General features: G+C 57.2%; 9 protein-coding genes. 6 read left to right on the plus strand and 3 right to left on the minus strand.

Annotated features, from left to right (window positions below):
- The first annotated feature begins 70 nt into the window (after positions 1–70).
- From PW792_14435 to PW792_14445, 3 genes are all read left to right on the plus strand, one after another.
- Complete coding sequence (locus tag PW792_14435; GenBank protein MDE1163119.1) at positions 71–3,262, plus strand: efflux RND transporter permease subunit; 3,192 nt, start codon at positions 71–73, stop codon at positions 3,260–3,262.
- 64 nt (positions 3,263–3,326) lie between these two features.
- Entirely contained in the window at positions 3,327–4,616 is a 1,290-nt protein-coding gene (locus PW792_14440) for an efflux RND transporter periplasmic adaptor subunit (GenBank protein MDE1163120.1), read from the plus strand.
- Positions 4,613–6,052: an efflux transporter outer membrane subunit gene (locus tag PW792_14445; protein MDE1163121.1), complete on the plus strand. Its 1,440-nt coding sequence runs from the start codon at positions 4,613–4,615 to the stop codon at positions 6,050–6,052. The genes PW792_14440 and PW792_14445 overlap by 4 nt, the downstream gene beginning before the upstream one ends.
- 90 nt (positions 6,053–6,142) lie before the next feature.
- Here PW792_14445 and PW792_14450 read toward each other — a convergent pair whose 3' ends face one another.
- Both PW792_14450 and PW792_14455 read right to left on the minus strand, forming a co-directional pair.
- A complete protein-coding gene (locus PW792_14450; GenBank protein MDE1163122.1) occupies positions 6,143–7,483 on the minus strand; it encodes an oligogalacturonate lyase family protein in 1,341 nt (446 codons plus the stop codon).
- Positions 7,484–7,569: 86 nt separating this feature from the next.
- Positions 7,570–11,601 (minus strand): carboxypeptidase regulatory-like domain-containing protein, encoded by a 4,032-nt coding sequence (locus PW792_14455; GenBank protein ID MDE1163123.1) that lies wholly within the window; start codon positions 11,599–11,601, stop codon positions 7,570–7,572.
- 175 nt (positions 11,602–11,776) lie between these two features.
- Here PW792_14455 and PW792_14460 point away from each other — a divergent pair, with 175 nt between their 5' ends.
- Positions 11,777–12,115, plus strand: a complete 339-nt coding sequence (locus PW792_14460; GenBank protein ID MDE1163124.1) for an L-rhamnose mutarotase — start codon at positions 11,777–11,779, stop codon at positions 12,113–12,115.
- A 56-nt stretch (positions 12,116–12,171) separates the two neighbouring features.
- Here PW792_14460 and PW792_14465 read toward each other — a convergent pair whose 3' ends face one another.
- The gene (locus tag PW792_14465) at positions 12,172–13,326 is read right to left on the minus strand and encodes an L-rhamnose/proton symporter RhaT (GenBank protein ID MDE1163125.1); all 1,155 of its coding nucleotides are present in this window, start codon (positions 13,324–13,326) and stop codon (positions 12,172–12,174) included.
- A 201-nt stretch (positions 13,327–13,527) separates the two neighbouring features.
- Between PW792_14465 and PW792_14470 the strand changes: the two genes are divergently transcribed.
- Both PW792_14470 and PW792_14475 read left to right on the plus strand, forming a co-directional pair.
- Positions 13,528–14,700 carry a substrate-binding domain-containing protein gene (locus PW792_14470; protein MDE1163126.1) on the plus strand — a complete coding sequence of 391 codons (1,173 nt, stop codon included), beginning with the start codon at positions 13,528–13,530 and terminating at the stop codon, positions 14,698–14,700.
- A 29-nt stretch (positions 14,701–14,729) separates the two neighbouring features.
- Complete coding sequence (locus PW792_14475) at positions 14,730–17,525, plus strand: glycosyl hydrolase (protein MDE1163127.1); 2,796 nt, start codon at positions 14,730–14,732, stop codon at positions 17,523–17,525.
- The last annotated feature ends 48 nt before the right edge of the window (positions 17,526–17,573 follow it).

Consider the following 17,573-nt stretch of genomic DNA (forward strand, 5'->3'; position numbering starts at 1 on the left):
ACGAACTAGCTGCCGCGATCAAAACACACGTTGTTTACCCAGGGATCTGTGCAGCTCCAAGGGAGTACTGATGTGGATTGTTCGTTTAGCGCTTAGGAGACCGTACACCTTTGTCGTCCTATCGCTTTTGCTCTTTATAGCTGGCCCAGTCGTTGTGCTGCGCACACCGGTAGACATTTTTCCTAATATCGATATCCCGGTTGTATCGGTGATCTGGTCGTACACGGGGTTTTCGCCGGAGCAAATTGCCAACCGTATTGTGCTTCCTTATGAGCGCTCGCTGACGACGACCGTCAACGACATCGACCATACGGAGTCGCAATCACTGAACGGCATCTCCGTCGTGAAGATCTTCTTCCGGCCCAGCGTTAACATCGCTCAAGCCGTGGCACAGGTAACGGCTATCTCGCAGACTGCGCTCAAGCAGTACCCCCAGGGAACAACTCCTCCGCTGGTTCTTCAGTACAGCGCATCAAGCGTGCCCATCCTGCAACTGGGTCTCTCCGGCGAGGGGCTCAACGAGCAGCAGCTGAATGACTTCGGGCAGAACTTCATCCGGACTCAACTTGCAACGGTGCAGGGTGCTGCGCTGGCGTTCCCCTATGGCGGCAAACAGCGTCAGGTGCAGGTCGATCTCGACACGAGCAAGCTGCAAGCCTATGGGCTGTCCGCATCTGACGTCGTGAATGCGATGAGCACGCAGAATGTGATTCTGCCCGCTGGCGATGCGAAGATGGGGCACTTCGACTATGAGATCGAAACCAACAGCACGCCGGAGTCGATTGCCGGGCTGAACGCGTTGCCCATCAAGACGGTGAACGGCTCCACGATCTATGTGCGCGATATTGGCAATGTGCGCGACGGCTTCCCTCCGCAGACGAATATTGTTCGTGTCGATGGACAACGGTCTTCGCTCCTCTCGGTACAGAAGACCGGCAACTCCTCAACGCTGGACATTATCAAGAATGTTCGCGCACAGCTTCCTTCGATTCACGCACAGCTTCCGCCGTCTCTGAAGATTCAGCCAATTGCCGACCAATCCGTTTTTGTGCGGGCAGCGATCAGCGGTGTCGTTCGAGAAGCACTGATTGCAGCGTGCCTGACGGCTGCTATGATTCTGCTCTTCCTCGGAAGCTGGCGATCCACAATCATCATCGCTGTATCCATTCCGCTGTCGGTGATCTGCTCGTTGCTGGCGCTTTCTGCGCTTGGTGAAACGATCAACATCATGACGCTCGGTGGCCTGGCTCTGGCTGTCGGCATCCTGGTGGATGATGCCACAGTCGAAATTGAAAACATTAACCGAAACCTGGAAGAAGGCAAAGAGGTTGAGCAGGCCATCCTCGATGGTGCCGCTCAGATTGCCATTCCGGCATTCGTTTCTACGATCGCAATCTGCATCGTGTTTGTGCCGATGTTCTTCCTTACGGGCGTGGCACGGTACCTCTTTGTGCCTCTTGCAGAGGCTGTCGTTTTCGCCATGCTGGCGTCATACTTCCTTTCGCGAACCATCGTACCAACGATGGCGAAGTATCTGCTGAAAGGTCACGAGCATGATGCAGCGGAGAAAGCGAAGACAAGCCGCAATCCTTTCACACGACTGCAGCTCGTGTTTGAGCACTACTTCGAAAAGCTGCGTAGCTGGTATCACGGTGCGCTCAACATCTGCCTTGAGAACCGTGGCATCTTCCTGTTCGGAACGGTCGCGTTCTGGATTCTGTCCATCGCAGTTCTCTATCCATGGCTCGGACAAGACTTCTTCCCTTCTACAGATGGTGGGCAGTTCAAGCTGCACATACGGGCACACACGGGCACGCGTATTGAAGACACTGCGAAGCTGTGTGATGAGATCGAATCTGTAATCCGCCAGAACATTCCGGCAAAAGAGCTGGGAACGATCATCGACAACATCGGTCTACCCTACTCAGGCATCAACCTGTCGTACTCAAACTCTGCGCCAGTGGGAACGGCCGACGCCGATATCAGTGTCATGCTTTCGGAGGATCATCATCCGACGGCAGAGTACACACACAAACTGCGTGACGTTCTAACGAAGAAGTTCCCCGGTACAGAGTTCTACTATCTGCCCACAGACATGGTGAGTCAGATTCTGAACTTCGGCTTGCCCGCACAACTCGACATTCAGTTGATAGGGCAAAATGCACCCGCAAACCATGTGCTAGCTGAACAAATGATGCAGGAAATCAGCAGTGTTTCCGGAACGACTGACCTTCGCATTCAGCAGCCGTTCAACCTGCCAAAGTGGACTGTCAACGTTGACCGCACACGCGCGCAGCAAGTGGGCTATAGCCAAAAGGACATTGCCGGAGACCTGTTAACCAGCTTAAGCGGCAGCTTCCAGACAGCACCTTCGTTCTATCTCAACCCGCAGAACCACGTAAGCTACAACATCGCAGTACAGACTCCGCAGTACTTTGTGCGGAACCTGCAGCAACTGCAAAACTTCCCCATCTCCACGAACGGATCGTCGACGGCGCCGCAAATTCTGGGCAACCTTGCCTCGATTGAACGCGGTGCGGAGCAAGGAACAATCAGCCATTACAACGCTCGCCCTGTCATTGATATTTATGGAGCGGTGGAGGGCACCGATCTTGCCAGCGCGTCGAGCAAGATTGAAAAGATCGTAACGAAATATCAAGTCAAGGCGCCGCGCGGCACGGAGATTTTCCTGCGTGGACAGGTGCAGACGATGCACTCATCCTTTATGGGACTTGGGTTGGGACTGCTCTTCTCGATCGTGCTGGTCTATGCATTGATCGTGGTCAACTTCCAAAGCTGGCTTGATCCGTTCATCATCATCGCTGCACTGCCGGGCGCACTTGCAGGTATCGTGTGGCTGCTCTTCCTCACAGGAACGCACATCAGCGTGCCTGCGCTAACGGGTTCGATCATGTGTATGGGCGTGGCAACGGCGAACTCGATTCTTGTCGTCAGCTTCGCCAAGGAACAGATGGAGATGGGACTGAGCGCGTTTGAGGCGGCACTGTCCGCAGGATTTACTCGCTTCCGTCCCGTACTGATGACAGCGCTTGCCATGATGATCGGCATGGTGCCGATGGCGCTGGGAATGGGCGATGGCGGCGAGCAGAACGCTCCGCTTGGTCGCGCAGTGATCGGTGGCCTGATGCTGGCGACGTTCGGAACGCTGACCTTTGTGCCCGCGTTCTTCTCCTTCATGCATCGCCATGATGCACCCATAACGCCAAGCCCGGAAGCAGTGGAAGGAAGTGCGACCGCATGAACCGCTGCACAGCACGCACCCCCTTCCCAACATTCGCAATGATTCGCATGGAGAAAGAAGCACGATGAGCCTAGACGGTCACAAATTCAATGAAGTAGATCCTGGCGCGGATGGTCCGGCGTCTAATCGATCCCCCGTTCACGGCACAGAAGAGTTGAAGCGCGAGGCACCAAACGTCTCAGGATTTTCGCTCGGCATTCTGGCGTTCGTGGTTCTTGTCATCCTTGCGATACTCGCGATCATCGGCATTCTGAAACGCAAGCATTCTGCCAGCGAACTATCGAAGTACACGGCCGCGACGTCTGCACCTCCAGTCTCGGTGCAGACACCTGTCTTGCAGAAGAGCTCGAACGAGATCGTGATTCCAGGCAACATGCAAGCGTTCACGATGGCCCCGATCTACGCTCGCACGACAGGCTACGTAAAGATCTGGTATCACGACATCGGATCGCATGTGAAGAAAGGCGAGTTGCTCGCGATCATCGAAACACCTGAACTCGACCAGCAGCTGATGCAGGCGAAGGCTGACCTTGCGACAGCGCAAAGCAACGCGTCTCTGGCGAAGACGACGTCGAGCCGCTACAAAGACCTTGTGTCTCAGAACGCGGTCTCACAGCAGGACACAGACAACGCAGCATCCCAGCTGGAGGCACGGCAGACAGAGGTGAACTCCGCGCTCGCGAATGTTCATCGTCTGGAAGAGTTGCAAGGCTTCGAGAGAATCACTGCGCCGTTCGATGGTGTTATCACAGCACGTAACCTCGATGTTGGGCAGCTGATTACGGCGAACGGTGCCACGGTATCAGCAGGTGCGGGTGTCACCTCGGGCAGCAAAGAGATCTTCGACATTGCCGCAGTCAACACCTTGCGCGTTTACGTAAACATTCCGCAGGTCTACTCTCCCGATGCAAAGAATGGTGCAGTCGCCACGCTGACGCTTCCTCAGTACCCGGGACGCAAGTTTGAAGGCAAGCTGGTTCGCTCTTCGGATGCCGTCGACCCAACGACGCGAACACTGCTTGCAGAAGTTGACGTGAATAACAAGAACGGTGAGTTGCTTCCGGGCAGCTACACCGAAGTGCATCTGCATACAGCAACGCTTGTGCCTGCACTAATTGTTCCGGTCAGCGCATTGATCCTTGACCCGGATGGGCTGAAGGTTGGGGTGGTGGATGCGCAGAACAAAGCGCATCTGATCAAGGTGACCTCGGGCCGCGACCTTGGCTCTACCGTTGAGATCCTCAATGGCCTTTCAGCGGATCAGAAGGTCATCAGCAACCCGCCCGACTCTCTCACGGACGGCGAGGCCGTTCGCGTGGTCAATTCGAATGAGGCTGCGGGAGGCAAGTCTTGAAGCATAGGACTCTACTCGCAAGCACAGGGCTGCTGACGTCGCTGGTGATGACAGGCTGCAAGGTGGGACCGAATTACAAGGTTCCCACCATGCCCGCGCCGCCAGCATACTCAGACAACGGACAGAACGGTGCATGGCCCGCCGCTGCTCCTGCAGACCATGCAGAGCGCGGCGCGTGGTGGACGGTGTACAACGATGAAGAGCTGAACAAGCTCGAAGAGCAGTGCGGCAAAGCGAACCAGCAGATTGCAGCAGGGCTTCATGCTTATGAACAGGCGCATGACCTTGTCCGCGTAGCCCATGCCTCTCTCTATCCCACGCTCTCTATCGGAGCCTCCGGCACGCGAAGCCAGCTTGCGTACAACGAACCTTTGCGCCCTACCGCTTATCCATTGCACTACTGGGATTTCCTTGTTCCTGCGTCGATCTCGTGGGAGCCGGATTTCTGGGGAGCTGTCCGCCGACGCATTGAATCGGCCTCCGCAAGCGCGCAACAGTCTGCTGCAGACCTTGCGACCACACGTCTCAGCCTGCAGGGAGATCTTGCGATCACGTTCTTCCAAGTTCGCGGCATTGACCTTCAAGCGCAACTGCTCCGCTCTACGCTGGACAACTACACCGAGGGCTTAAAGCTGACGCAGGCACGACAAAAGGGCGGGCTGGCTTCTGACAGCGATGTCGAAGAAGCCAAGGCGCAGCTTGAGCAGACTCGTGCGCAACTGATTGATCTTGGCGTGCAGCGTGCTCAGTATGAACACGCTATCGCCGTTTTGATTGGAGCACCTGCCACGGGTTTCCATCTCCCCGAGAAGCCGCTCGCAGGCACACCGCCAAGCGTGCCTACGGGCATTCCTTCTGAACTCCTGCAACGTCGACCGGACATCGCTTCGGCTGAACGCCAGGTGGCGGCAAACAACGCTCTGATCGGCGTAGCGAAGTCGGCATACTACCCTTCCATCACACTGGGGGCGACAGGAGAGCTGAACAGCGCGCATATCAGCGACCTTCTCAACCAGAGCAGCACAGCCTGGGCTGCGGGACCGTCCTTCAACGAAACGATCTTCGATGCGGGACGGCGCAAAGCGCAGGTTGATTACGCGATCGCTCAGCGCGAGCAAGCTGTCGCTCTTTATCGGCAACAGGTGCTTTCTGCGTTCCGCGATGTCGAAGACCAACTCGCTGCTTTGCGTGTGCTGGAAGACGAAGCCGGCGTAACAACACGTGCTGTCGATGCAGCCAAACGGAGCACAGCTCTTGCCACTCTTCGTTACAAGCGCGGCCTAACGCAGTATCTCGAAGTGCTCACGGACCAAACGATCCAGTTGACGAATGAGAGATCGGCAGCCGCGCTGGTATCGCGTCGCATTGTCGCCAGCGTTCAACTCCAAATGGCGCTCGGTGGAAACTGGAGCGCGACGCAGCTTCCGAAGAACTAGCACGCTACGACTTATGCCGGTGCAGATCGACTCCATCAAGTCGATTTGCACCGGCATAGTTGTTTCAGGAAATTTCCCAGCAGGGTCTCACTACTTCGACTTATCTACCTCAACGCCAAACACGTACGTGGGGCCGAACATGTTGGAACGGAAGATGATCATCTTCGCATCCGGCGTGAACATGACGTTGGGCTCAAGCGTGTAGTTATGCTTGCTCATGTTCACCAGTTTTTCTGCATGAAAAACGTACGGCTGCACGAAACCCTTTTCGTTGATGGCTCCCGGCGATGAGATCTTCTCCGGACGGAAGAGATAGAGCCACTCCCCCTCAGGAGCATGAGCTACCTGCCTTGGGTCGCCGCCGTCACCTGCAAACAAGCCAGCCTGCTCATTCACATTGAAGTGGATCGACCACTCGTTGCGGTCCATGTGATACCAGTTGCGTTGCCCCGTGCTGAGGTTCAGCGAGGCTAACCAGAAGTCTTCCCCTCTTGGCGTCTGCAGATCGTAGTAAACGGTATCGCCACGTCGCCCCCAGAACTCGTGGCCAGCAATCTCCATCACCATGGTTCGCTTATGCATCAGTTCGTTGTGCGTTCCATCGGTGTGGATCGTCCAGATGCGATCGACCTTGTGCCATGGGCCTTCGTGGCAGTACATCAGCAGCTTTGGGTCGCTGGGAGAAAAGAGCAGGTGGTTCACCCAGTCCGTCGAGTGCAGAAGCTCTGTGACTTTGCCAGTTTCAAGGTTGAGCGTGTAGAGGACAAGAGGGATGCGCGCGGCCAGTCGCCGCTCCATCATCTCGCCCTTGTTGCGTGGCTGATCCATTGGGCTTGTTTGCGTGGTTGAAGCGCCATCGGCCTTTGAGTGGCCCCGCGGACCATTGTGCCCGTACTGCTCGTTTGGCCTGTCCTGCTCATCGAATGTTCCAGCGGCCAAAGTCTCATCCGCATTGATTGTGACCAGGCTGCCGCGTGGAGGAATTACGCCCAGCTTGCGAGTTTCGCCCGTATCAACGTTTGTGGAGTAGACCGCATGCTCTGGCTCCTTCACATAGAAGATGCGCGGCGTTTTATGTCCGACTTCAAGCGTGTGCACGCGCTCTTTTAGTACGACGCGTGTCTTCAACGTACGGAGATCCAGCACGTTCACTCCGTTCGGCGTGGTGTAGACCATCTCGTGACCGTCGGGAGTGAAGGCGTTTACGTTGAAGTAGAAGCTGGCGGAGCCGGGTTCATCGGTAAGCCGGGTCACACGATGGCCGGTATCTTTGTCTATCCAGGTCTTAGGTGGATGAGCAATCTCCTCTGCCGTTGGACGCTTGTCAGGCGGACGGCGTTCGACAGGGCCAGAGAAGTCCTGAGCGGTGGCGCTTGATACAACACATGCAATTGAAAGACAGGCGACATTCGCCCAGGCTGAAAATTTCATGGGGATTATCCTTCACAAAAACACTATCGAGAAAATAGCCCCGGACGGATAAACCGCCCGAGGCCAGGAAGGGGGAGCAACCTCCCTCAGAAGGTGAACTTTCCAGACACCTGCATGGAGCGTGGGGCGTAGGTGCTGGCAAGGCTTGTCACGGTACCAAAGGTGCTTGAACCAAACGAAGAGTTGATACTGCCAAACACCGTATGGTTCAAGAGGTTGATGACATCCAGCTTCAGCATCACTCCATAACGGCTGGTGACGTGGAACTGACGGGCGATATTGGCATCCAGGGTGAAAGCCGCCGGGTTGGTTAGGTGATACGCCCCTGTACGTGGCGCGTTGCCGAGGAGTTGCACCGTGGAGCCAGGAGCCGTAGCCGCGGAAACGAACGCATTCGAAGCGATATAGTTCGCTGCCGTGAGTCCGCACTTACCCGCAGTGGTTGTGCCGCTTGCAGGACTTACATTCAACGCGCAAGCGTTACGCTGCCCGTTAATATCACGACCAAAACCGCCACCAATACGAGCCTTCCCCGAGAACGCCGGGTTGAGATCAGGCATGCACTGTCCCTGCAGAGGCGAGAGGCAGCTTGAGGAGGTCAACGCTACGGCTGTTCCCGTCGCGTAGGTCGTAATGAAGCCGACAGTGTAGTTGCTCAGCAAAGCCTTCGACCATGCGTTGGTACCACCCAGATGGTTTGCACCAACAGGGAGAGCATAGGTACCGAACGCGTGGAAGACGTGCGGGCTGTTTGTCGTGGTTTGCGAACGTTCGATGCGGTCCATACCGTAGCTCTGGCCTGTAGAGCGAGAGATAGCGGCGGATGGGATTGCAAATCCGGAACGGAAGGTACCGTCATTGCCCACATTGCGCGACCATGTGTAGTTGAAGTTGTAAGTCAAACCATGCCATACACGCTGGTCCAGCACGATCTGTAAGGAGTTATAGCTGAAGTTGGCAACGTTCTGCCCCCAGAGATCAGTTACACCGTTTGCGGCACCAGGAGTGCTGCTTGAGTTGACTGCGTAGTACTGTGGGAAGGCGACAAGGCCTTGCGCAACCGACAGAGACGAACTCGTAGCAGTGGTAGCAGCCGCAGCAGTGAAAAAGCTGGGGAATGCCAGTCCGGGCATGGCGGCTTGCGCCAGGGCAATGTTTGCTGCCGTAGCTCTTGCCGTCAGGATGGGCGTGCCATCAGAGGCCTTCACACCAGCCAGACCCGCAAGATAACGCGGATCGAGTTGGTTGCTCCAGTAGCCACGAGCGTTCGCGGCACCGCTGGTGGAGTTGATCAGATGATGGCTCTGATTACCCACGTAGTTGATCGACAACGTCAACGTGTTGGTGATGGCCTGCTCGATGCCGACGTTGTAGAAGTTGAAGTCTGGTGCGCGGCCCGAGAAGTATGGGTCGGCATAGGAGACAGCCAGGGGTGCAGCAACAGAGGTTCCGTTAACGTAGTTGCCAGAGTTGAGCACCTGCGTTGCGGAGCCGGGAGTGACCTGCCCCGGATAGTTATAGCCCGCGCCAAAGAGGGACGTGTTGTACAGAGCCGTTCCCGTAAGTGCTGCGTTGTTGTTCAGGTAGAACCCAGGAGCGGCTCCGGCACCGGAGGTGGATTCCGTAGCTGATGCCGTGGGATTGAAGCCAAGCTGGCCTGTTCCCTGATAAGCACCTGCACGACCACCAACACCACCGCCCTGCGAGAAGACACGCCCAGCCCCCATGCGCAGAAGCGTCTTCGGCGTGAAGGCGTAGGTGATGCCGACGCGCGGCCCCCAGTTCTTCCAGTAAGTCTGCACAGGGGTGCGGCAGTTACAGCTTGCCGGTGAGCCACCGCGGTTCCCTGCGAACTGAATGGCACCCGCCGTTCCCGTAGCAGGGTTTGTGAGGTTCGGGTTCATGAAGCTCCAGCGGTCTTGAACCTCGTGATACGGCGGGAGGTAGTCCCAACGAAGACCTGCGTCGATGGTGAGCTTGTTTGTAGCCTTCCAGACATCTTCCACATAAGGAGCAACCGTGAAATAACGTCCGCCAACCTCGCTGACATACTGCAGCGGAAGCGAAGTGGTAGCGCCTGCTGCTCCGAGAAGGAAGCTGGCGTAGGAGTATCCCGTTGCTGTTGTCAGCGACGAACCGGAGTAGTTCGCTGTCGCGTATGGCGTGTACTGCAGGCCGAGCGGCCCGGTGAAGGTCGCAGGGTTTGCATTGTTGATCTGCTGCCACTGCATGGTGATGCCAGCCGTAATGGAGTGGCGTCCCTTGGTGTACTGCAGGTTGTCCTTGATCGAGTAGTTGTTTGGTGTCGTCAACTGCGTCGAGTTCGTGCCGACTGCAGCAAGCAGGCCGCTCGAAGAGGGAGTCTGCCCCCAGTTCGTGATGGGCGTGGTGCCAATCGTGCTGGCCTGGAAAGCTGCCTGCGGGAACTCCGTGCTGGACTGTCCACCCGGCAGGTTTCCAACCCCCAGCCCGCTGATGCCATACGTTGCATTCCCGTCCGTATTGCTACTGATGTTCTGGTAGAAACGCGTGTAGCCGAACTTGAACTGGTTTACCAAGGCATTGCTAATCGTGTAGGTGTCTTCCACCGCGAAGTTCTTGGGGAAGATGTTTGCCATCGTGCCGCCCGTGTAGGGTAGCGGCAGATAAGGCGTATTCCAGTTGTTGAGGTAGTGCACCGCACCCATGGTGCCAATGGTGGAGATACGATGCTTCGGCGAAATGTCGAAGTCAACCTTCCAGTCGATCAACTGATTGTCAAAACCTGTCGGAATTGACTGGGTGTAGTTGTTCACCAAAGTTGAAGTATTGTTCGGGTCCGGAAGCCACGACTGCATCTTCTGTGAAATCGGCGAGATATAGCCCGCAGGAATGATGTTGTTGGTAAGCACACCATTCTTCATTGCAGTGAAGGGTGTACGGGCGCAAGTGGCTCCAACGCAGTTGCTGGTCGTTGGGTTGTAGAGGAAGGCGGCATTCGTAGCTGCCGTTGTCCCCGTGCCCGTCAAGCCGCTGCCTACGCAAGTAGTAGCGCAGTTGAGTTCGGTGAAATCACCGGCTTTCATCAGCGCAGTGGGCACTGTGGACTGCGAAGGGTTGGCAACCTTGCGGCTACGGAAACGGTCGTAGGCGACGAAGAAGAACACGCGCTTGGTACCCGGGACATGGCCGCCAATCGAAGCAGACAGTTCGTTCTGATCATCCTGAGGCTTGGGTGGTGCAACGAACTGCCCCGCCGCGTTCTTCACTGACGAACTCTTGGTGAGGAAGTTCCACGAATCGAGTGCCGAGTTACGGAAGTAGTCGGAAACCTGTCCGTGAAATTTCAGACCACCAGACTTGAGCGTGAAGTTCTGCGCACCCGCTCCGGCGTACTCTGCGGGCGGCGTGCTGGTGATGACCTGGAACTGATCAATAGCGTCCACGCTGACAGCCTGACCAACCAGACGGTTGTCGCCCTGCTGGCTGACAGTCTGTGCCGGAAGACCTTCAAGGTAAAGTTGGCCGAGGTAGTTACCCGTACCGCCAACGATGGGCAGACGCGCACCGCCCTGTGCTCCCGGAGCCAAAGAACCAAAGGCCGTCGGATCACGCTGCGCGTTGTTCATGATCAACGGAAGCTGAGCGTACGTCTCGTTTTCGAGCGTCAGGCCGATGGTCGCGTTGTTCGTCTCCATCTGCGGGGGAGCGTCCGTTACAGTTACGGTGTCCAATGCACCACCATTCTTCAGCGAGACGTTGAAGGTTGTTAGCTTCAAAGCATCGAGGCGAAGGTTCTTCTGCACGTACTCCGCAAAGCCCTCGGCCTTCACCGAAACGGTGTAGAGGCCGGGTGCGATTGGAGAGACCGTGAACAAGCCATCGCCTGTTCCCTGGCGCGTTGTTACGACGCCCGTGCTCTGGTTGGTGACGACGACCGTCGCATTGGGAACGGCTGCGCCGGTGGTATCGGTGGCGACGCCCTGGATGCCAGCCTCGCCGCCGGTCTGCGCAATCGCCATTGGCGCACAGAAGGCAAAAAACAATACGAGACAAAGAGAAAGTGCGGCTTTCATAAAACCGCCCTGATGCTGGTGCGTGCGCTGGCCAGGCGCAACGTAATTCATAAACAACTGCATTGGAGCTCCTCCTACACCCTTTCGTGAGGGACCTATCTTGAAGCGCCGACCACACTACGTCGCCAAGACGAGAAGCGTCAATAGAAAAACTGTTCCTCAGTAGGATTATTTTGTTGTACCGTCGACTCTACTGCTTCTTCTGGAAATGGCAGAGAAATGCACAGGAGTTCTCATCGTGAAGCGATACGCGCAGGTGATCCAACTACGCCCCGAAGACGAGGCCGAGTACATTCGATATCATGCCGAAGTCTGGCCCACTGTGCTTGCCACCATCGCAGCATGCAGCATTCGCAACTACACGATTTTCCTGCGCAACAGCGTGCTCTTTGCGTACTTCGAGTACCACGGCACGGACTACGCTGCGGACATGCGCAAAATGGCGGCCGACCCTGAAACGCAGCGCTGGTGGAGCATCATGGACCCAATGCAGCAGCCAATGCACGACGCCGCGCCAGGCGAACAATGGTCGCCACTGCTGGAAGTTTTCCATACAGATCAGGAGGCTGCTTCGTAGGCGGCAACTACAGCCTGTTGCCCACTACGAAGCAGCCCACCAGGAAATAACGGCCGTTACGGCATTTGTGATTTCAGGTACGTTCCATAACCGATGACAACGGTAGCCGCGATCAGCAGCAGAAGTCCGCTTGCAACGAGCATGCGGGTTCTTCTGCTGGTTCCGCTCCACTCTCGCAGACCGATCCCCCAAAGGTTCGCGAAGAGGATGATGCTCGACATGTGCAACGTCCAGCCAGCGAAGTTGTACTTGCCCATGCGGGCTTCACCCATCGAGTAGAAGAAGAACTGGAAGTACCAGATGATGCCTGCAAGCGCCGCGAAGAGATAGTTCCGCGTCAGCACGTCGGGAGCAATTCTCTGCGTCAGCTCACGCGGATCAACATCCTGCAAAGTGTCGCCAGAGGTCGTGGCCGTACGCATCGGATTGTATCCAGGGCGCCCCACAAACTGCTGCAGCGAGCGGTTGCGCACGATGAGAGCGCCGGACCACACGAGGTTCGTGATGAAGCCTCCCCACAGTACGACAATCAGCACAGGAAGCCCCTGCAGTACGTCGCTGCGACCACGCGCCAGAAGCTCCACCTTCTCCATCTCCGCGATAGGCTTGCCCGCGGCAAGGCCAAAGGAGAAGAACGAACTCATGATGCCCGCGAAGATCGCGACGGCAAGCCCCTTGGCGAAGCTGAAGTCACGTTCGCCCGCCTCCGCCTTCTTTTCTGCACTGACCTCGTGCTCTTTCGAGGCACCCGCAGCGCCACTCACCGCGATAGCAAGCAAGGAGAGCAGAACGCCGGCAAGCGTTACCTGCCCCCAGCTCTCATGCAGGATGGCGTGGATGCGGCCGTCATAGATAGGCGGCACGAGCGTGCCAAACGCGGTACAAAAGCCAAGCGCAATGCCGTACCCCAACCCCAGCCCGAGGTAGCGAATAGCCAAACCAAACGTGAGCCCGCCGACTCCCCAGAGAAGGCCGAAGAGCATCGCCCACAGAATGGCCGACATGGGCGCACGATGCAGGATGCCAAAGACATCCGGCACAAAGAGAAGCGCAAAGAACGTCGGCGCAATCATCCAGGCAGCTACGCCCTGGATGATCCAGTAGATCTCCCACGACCAGCGCTTGATGCCACGGAACGGAATGAAGTTGCTGGCAGAGGCTAAGCCACCCAGCCAATGAAACAGAACCCCAAGAAACGGATTAGCGCCCACGAAGTGTCCTTAGAAAGCGACCGAACCTTGGCCCGACCGGCGCAGCCATCCTACCCCATTAGACTCACAATGGAGAATAGTTTCTCTATTGATAGTTTTGAACTTTTCAACGAATTCCTCCTTTGCACGGTTCAGAAACAGAAACCATTAGGGAAATACCGTTTCCTGTCGGATAATTCCGTTACTGCAGGAGCCTTCCCAATGCCGTCCAAAATGCCTTCTCGTCCCGCGTCCAGTGCCAAACGGCTCTACCTCATCCCGATTCTGACGAAGGCGCTAGACATTCTGGAGCTGCTACAGAATGAAAACCAGCCGATGGTGCTGGAGGCTATCCACAAGCGCACGCGCATCTCGAAGACGACGGTCTATCGGATTCTCAAGACTCTCGTCCATCGCGGATACGTAAGCCAGACGGCAGACCGGCAGTATCGTTTCATCTCACGCGCACGCAAGCTTCGCTTTGGCTTCGCGGGACAGAGCGCGGAGATGGCATTCTCGAACGATGTAACGGATAGCCTTCGCCGTGCGGCCGAAGCTGTTGGTATCGATCTTCTCGTCCTCGACAACCAGTACAACGCGGGCAAGGCGATTGAGAATGCAGATACGTTCATCCGTGAGCGCGTGGACGTCATCATCGAGTTCCAGGTGGAAGAGCATGCTGCGCCGGTGATCGCGGACCGCGTCTCTGCTGCGGGCATTCCGCTGATCGCCGTCGACATTCCGCATCCGCACTCCACCTACTTTGGCGTGGATAACTACCGCACCGGATATACCGCGGGAGAACTGCTTGCCACCTTTGCCCTCAATCGCTGGAAGGGGAAGGTGGATTGGATGCTCGGGCTCGAGATTCTTGAGGCAGGCCCCCTCGTACAAAGCCGGATCACCGGGGCCATTGAAGGCGTGAAGAGCCTCCTGCCAAACACTCCCATCGAATGCTTTGTTCGCATTGACGGACGTGGCATGCGCGATAAGAGCCAGCGCGCGGTGGCCGACTTTCTGAATCGGCATCCGCAGGACAAGCGCATCCTTATCGCAGCCGCCAACGACACCAGCGCGCTCGGCGCGATCGCCGCTATCCGCGAGCTTGGTCGCGAAAAGCATGTGGCTATCGTGGGACAGGATTGCGTGGACGAGATGATGGCAGAGATGCAGCGAAATAATACGCCAGCTATCGGATCCGTCTCGCATGAAGTCTCAGAGTACGGACCGAGGCTCATTGAACTTGGGCTGGCGCTCCTGCGTGGAGAAACCGTCGCGCCCTATAACTTTGTGAACCACCGCGTAGTGACGAGCGGTAATACGACGGCGCAGCCCGTTGAACCCAGCACGGTACCGGCTCGAACGGCGACGAAGCGTAAGGCAAGCCAGAAGTAGTGAATCTTCAATGAGAAACAGTTTCCCTGTTGACATTTGTTAGCCGGGATTACTACTCTTCGCTGCGTACGCCGCATACCGATCTCATGAAACTTCGCCACCTCCCATACTCGGCTTGTCTCGCTGCCCTTTCCTGCGTTCCGCTGCTCGTTGCCTCAACAAAGGCCGAAGCACAGCAGCCTGCGATCAGCCCGCGCGCAGTCTTCCTGCATCCCCCAGCAGAAGCGCGGCCGATGGTGCGCTGGTGGTGGTTTGGCCCTGCGGTTACGCACCCCGAGATTCTTCGCGAGCTGGAGCAGATGAAGGCCGATGGAATCGGCGGCGCGGAGCTTGCGTTCGTCTACCCGGAGTCGCTTGACGATCCGCCACGAGGCATCCACAACACAGCCTTCCTGTCGCCCGAGCACCTCAATGCGATTCGCTACGCACAGGTCGAAGGCCGACGACTTGGTTTACGCATCGACATCACCTTGTGCAGCGGTTGGCCTTACGGCGGACCGAAGACGACGCTTGCCGAAGCAGCAGGGCGCTTGCGGCTTCTAGAGCTTCCTCTAGCAGCCGATGCCACCACGGTGCCTGCCCCGAAGCTTGAAGAGGGCGAGAAAGTCATTGCAACGTTTCTCGCACCAGGCGAGCCGAAGCGCTGGTCAGCCTCGGATGCTCTCCGCATGCCTTCGAAGCTTATGCCTGCAAAGACATCGCGGGTTGTGCTCTTCTTCCTCTCTTCTCATACCCATCAAAAGGTGAAGCGAGCTTCTGTGGGAGCCGAAGGATATGTGCTTGATCCGTTCAGCAAACAGGCTGTCGCGTCGCACTTGAAGAACGTAGGCACACCACTGCTGAGCGCCTTTGGCAGCACACCACCCTATGCCATTTTTTCGGATTCGCTCGAGGCCTACGGCGCGGACTGGACACCGACGCTACCCGAAGAGTTCCGCAAGCGTCGAGGCTACGACCTGCTCGCGCATCTGCCAGAACTCTACGCAGGGGGCACTGCTGCGGCCGAGTGCGTGAGGCATGACTGGGGGCGCACGCTTACAGAATTGGTTGACGAGAACTACCTCACGCAAATCAATGATTGGGCACGCGCACACGGCACGCGCTTCCGCTCCCAGACCTATGGTGAGCCTGCCGTTTCCCTTGCGAGCCAACGTTTGGTGGCGCTGCCCGAAGGAGAAGGGCCGCAGTGGCGAGCGTTCTCGACGTTGCGCTGGGCCAGCAGCGCGAACCATCTCTTTGGCAATACGGTCACCTCTGGCGAAACGTATACCTGGCTGCATTCACCGGTGTTTCGCGCGACCCCGCTCGACATGAAGGCGGAAGCCGATATCGACTTCCTGATGGGAGAGAACCAGCTTATCTTTCACGGCTGGCCGTACTCCGCGCCAGGCGCGGGTGAGCCAGGGTGGTCGCTCTATGCAGCTGGCGCGTTCAACGATCACAATCCATGGCATCCCGTGATGCCTGCCGTTACCGAGTACATCACGCGGCTTTCGGCCCTGCTTCGACTGGGGAAACCAGCCAACCAGGTGGCGCTGCTGCTGCCTACGGATGACGCCTGGGCAAGCTTCAAGCCAGGCAAGGTCACCGTTACCGGTGCAATGCAACACCTGATTCCTGCTGAGCTTCAGTCGGCGATTCTGGCTGCGGGGTACAACGACGACTTCGTCGACGCGGACACGATTGATCGCCTTGGCGTGCGCTATCCCCTGCTTCTTATCCCACCAACTGAGCGCATTCCCATCACAACGCTGAAGCAGATTGCAAGCTTCGTCGCGGGTGGTGGCCATGCTCTTACAATCGGCCATCAGCCCGCACTGAATGCAGAGGGTGAGGCGTTAAGCGCACAGGAGCAAAGCATCCTCACAGGCTTTCCGCATGTGGCCAATATCGCTGACGTTCCTGCGGCGCTTCATGCCCTTCTGACTCCCGACCTGGTTCTTCATAGCGACGATGCGAAGACGGCCGAGACTCTCGGCTTCATCCGCCGCGAACTGCCGGGCGCAGACATTTATTACGTGGTGAACACCGGAAATACACCCGTAGACACGAGCATCACGCTGGCCTCCAGACATCCGTACGCAGAGCAGTGGAACCCGGATACGACAGTTGCTGCGGCCGTGCCTCGTGAGCAGCAGGAGCTTCATCTGGCACCGTACGCGTCCACTCTTTTCGTCTTCACGGAAGCGAAGAGCGCCCACAACAACGCGTTCTCCTCGGCTCACGTACTGGCCGACCTCACGCATGATTGGAACATCCGCTTCGTCGGCGCGAAGATCACGCGCGAAAACGCCGATCTATCTGATTGGGCGGCATCCCCAGCCACGGAACACTTCTCGGGCGAAGCGGTTTACAGCCACACATTGCAGCTTGCAGACGTGCCCCGCGGCCGTATTCTTTTCGCGATTGATGGTGGCAGACCTTTGCTGGACGCATCAACCAACAGCAAACGCGAGGCGCCTGCTCTTGGTGCGAATGGTTTGCCGAATCCGCTCATTACGCGTACGGGGCCTGGCATGAGCGCGCACTTTGACCCGCCCGTTCGGGAGGCCGCGCTGCTCATTGTGAATGGGAAGCCTGCTGGAGCATTGTGGCACCCACCGTATCAACTTGATATCGCTCCGCTGCTGCAAACAGGAACGAACACTATCGAGTTGCACGTCTTCAATACGGCACTCAACGCATGGTCCGCGCTACCGCCACACGATTACAAACCGCTCACCGAACGCTACGGGAATCGCTTTCAGATGCAAGATCTCGACAAGGTTCAACCGCTCCCGTCGGGCATCTTCGGAACCATCACGCTCGTCAACGAGGCACCATGAGGTGTTGCCGCGCATCGGACTGTCCATTTCGCGGCGACGCTTGCAGCG

It is taken from the genome of Acidobacteriaceae bacterium, from assembly GCA_028283655.1.
In the GTDB taxonomy this organism is placed as follows: Bacteria; Acidobacteriota; Terriglobia; order Terriglobales; family Acidobacteriaceae; genus Granulicella.

Excerpts from the sequence above, each read along its gene's own strand:
- PW792_14435 (MDE1163119.1), top strand. The coding sequence starts at position 71 with ATGTGGATTGTTCGTTTAGCGCTTAGGAGACCGTACACCTTTGTCGTC.
- PW792_14470 (MDE1163126.1), top strand. The coding sequence starts at position 13,528 with ATGCCGTCCAAAATGCCTTCTCGTCCCGCGTCCAGTGCCAAACGGCTC.
- PW792_14450 (MDE1163122.1), bottom strand. The coding sequence starts at position 7,483 with ATGAAATTTTCAGCCTGGGCGAATGTCGCCTGTCTTTCAATTGCATGT.
- PW792_14440 (MDE1163120.1), top strand. The coding sequence starts at position 3,327 with ATGAGCCTAGACGGTCACAAATTCAATGAAGTAGATCCTGGCGCGGAT.
- PW792_14455 (MDE1163123.1), bottom strand. The coding sequence starts at position 11,601 with ATGCAGTTGTTTATGAATTACGTTGCGCCTGGCCAGCGCACGCACCAG.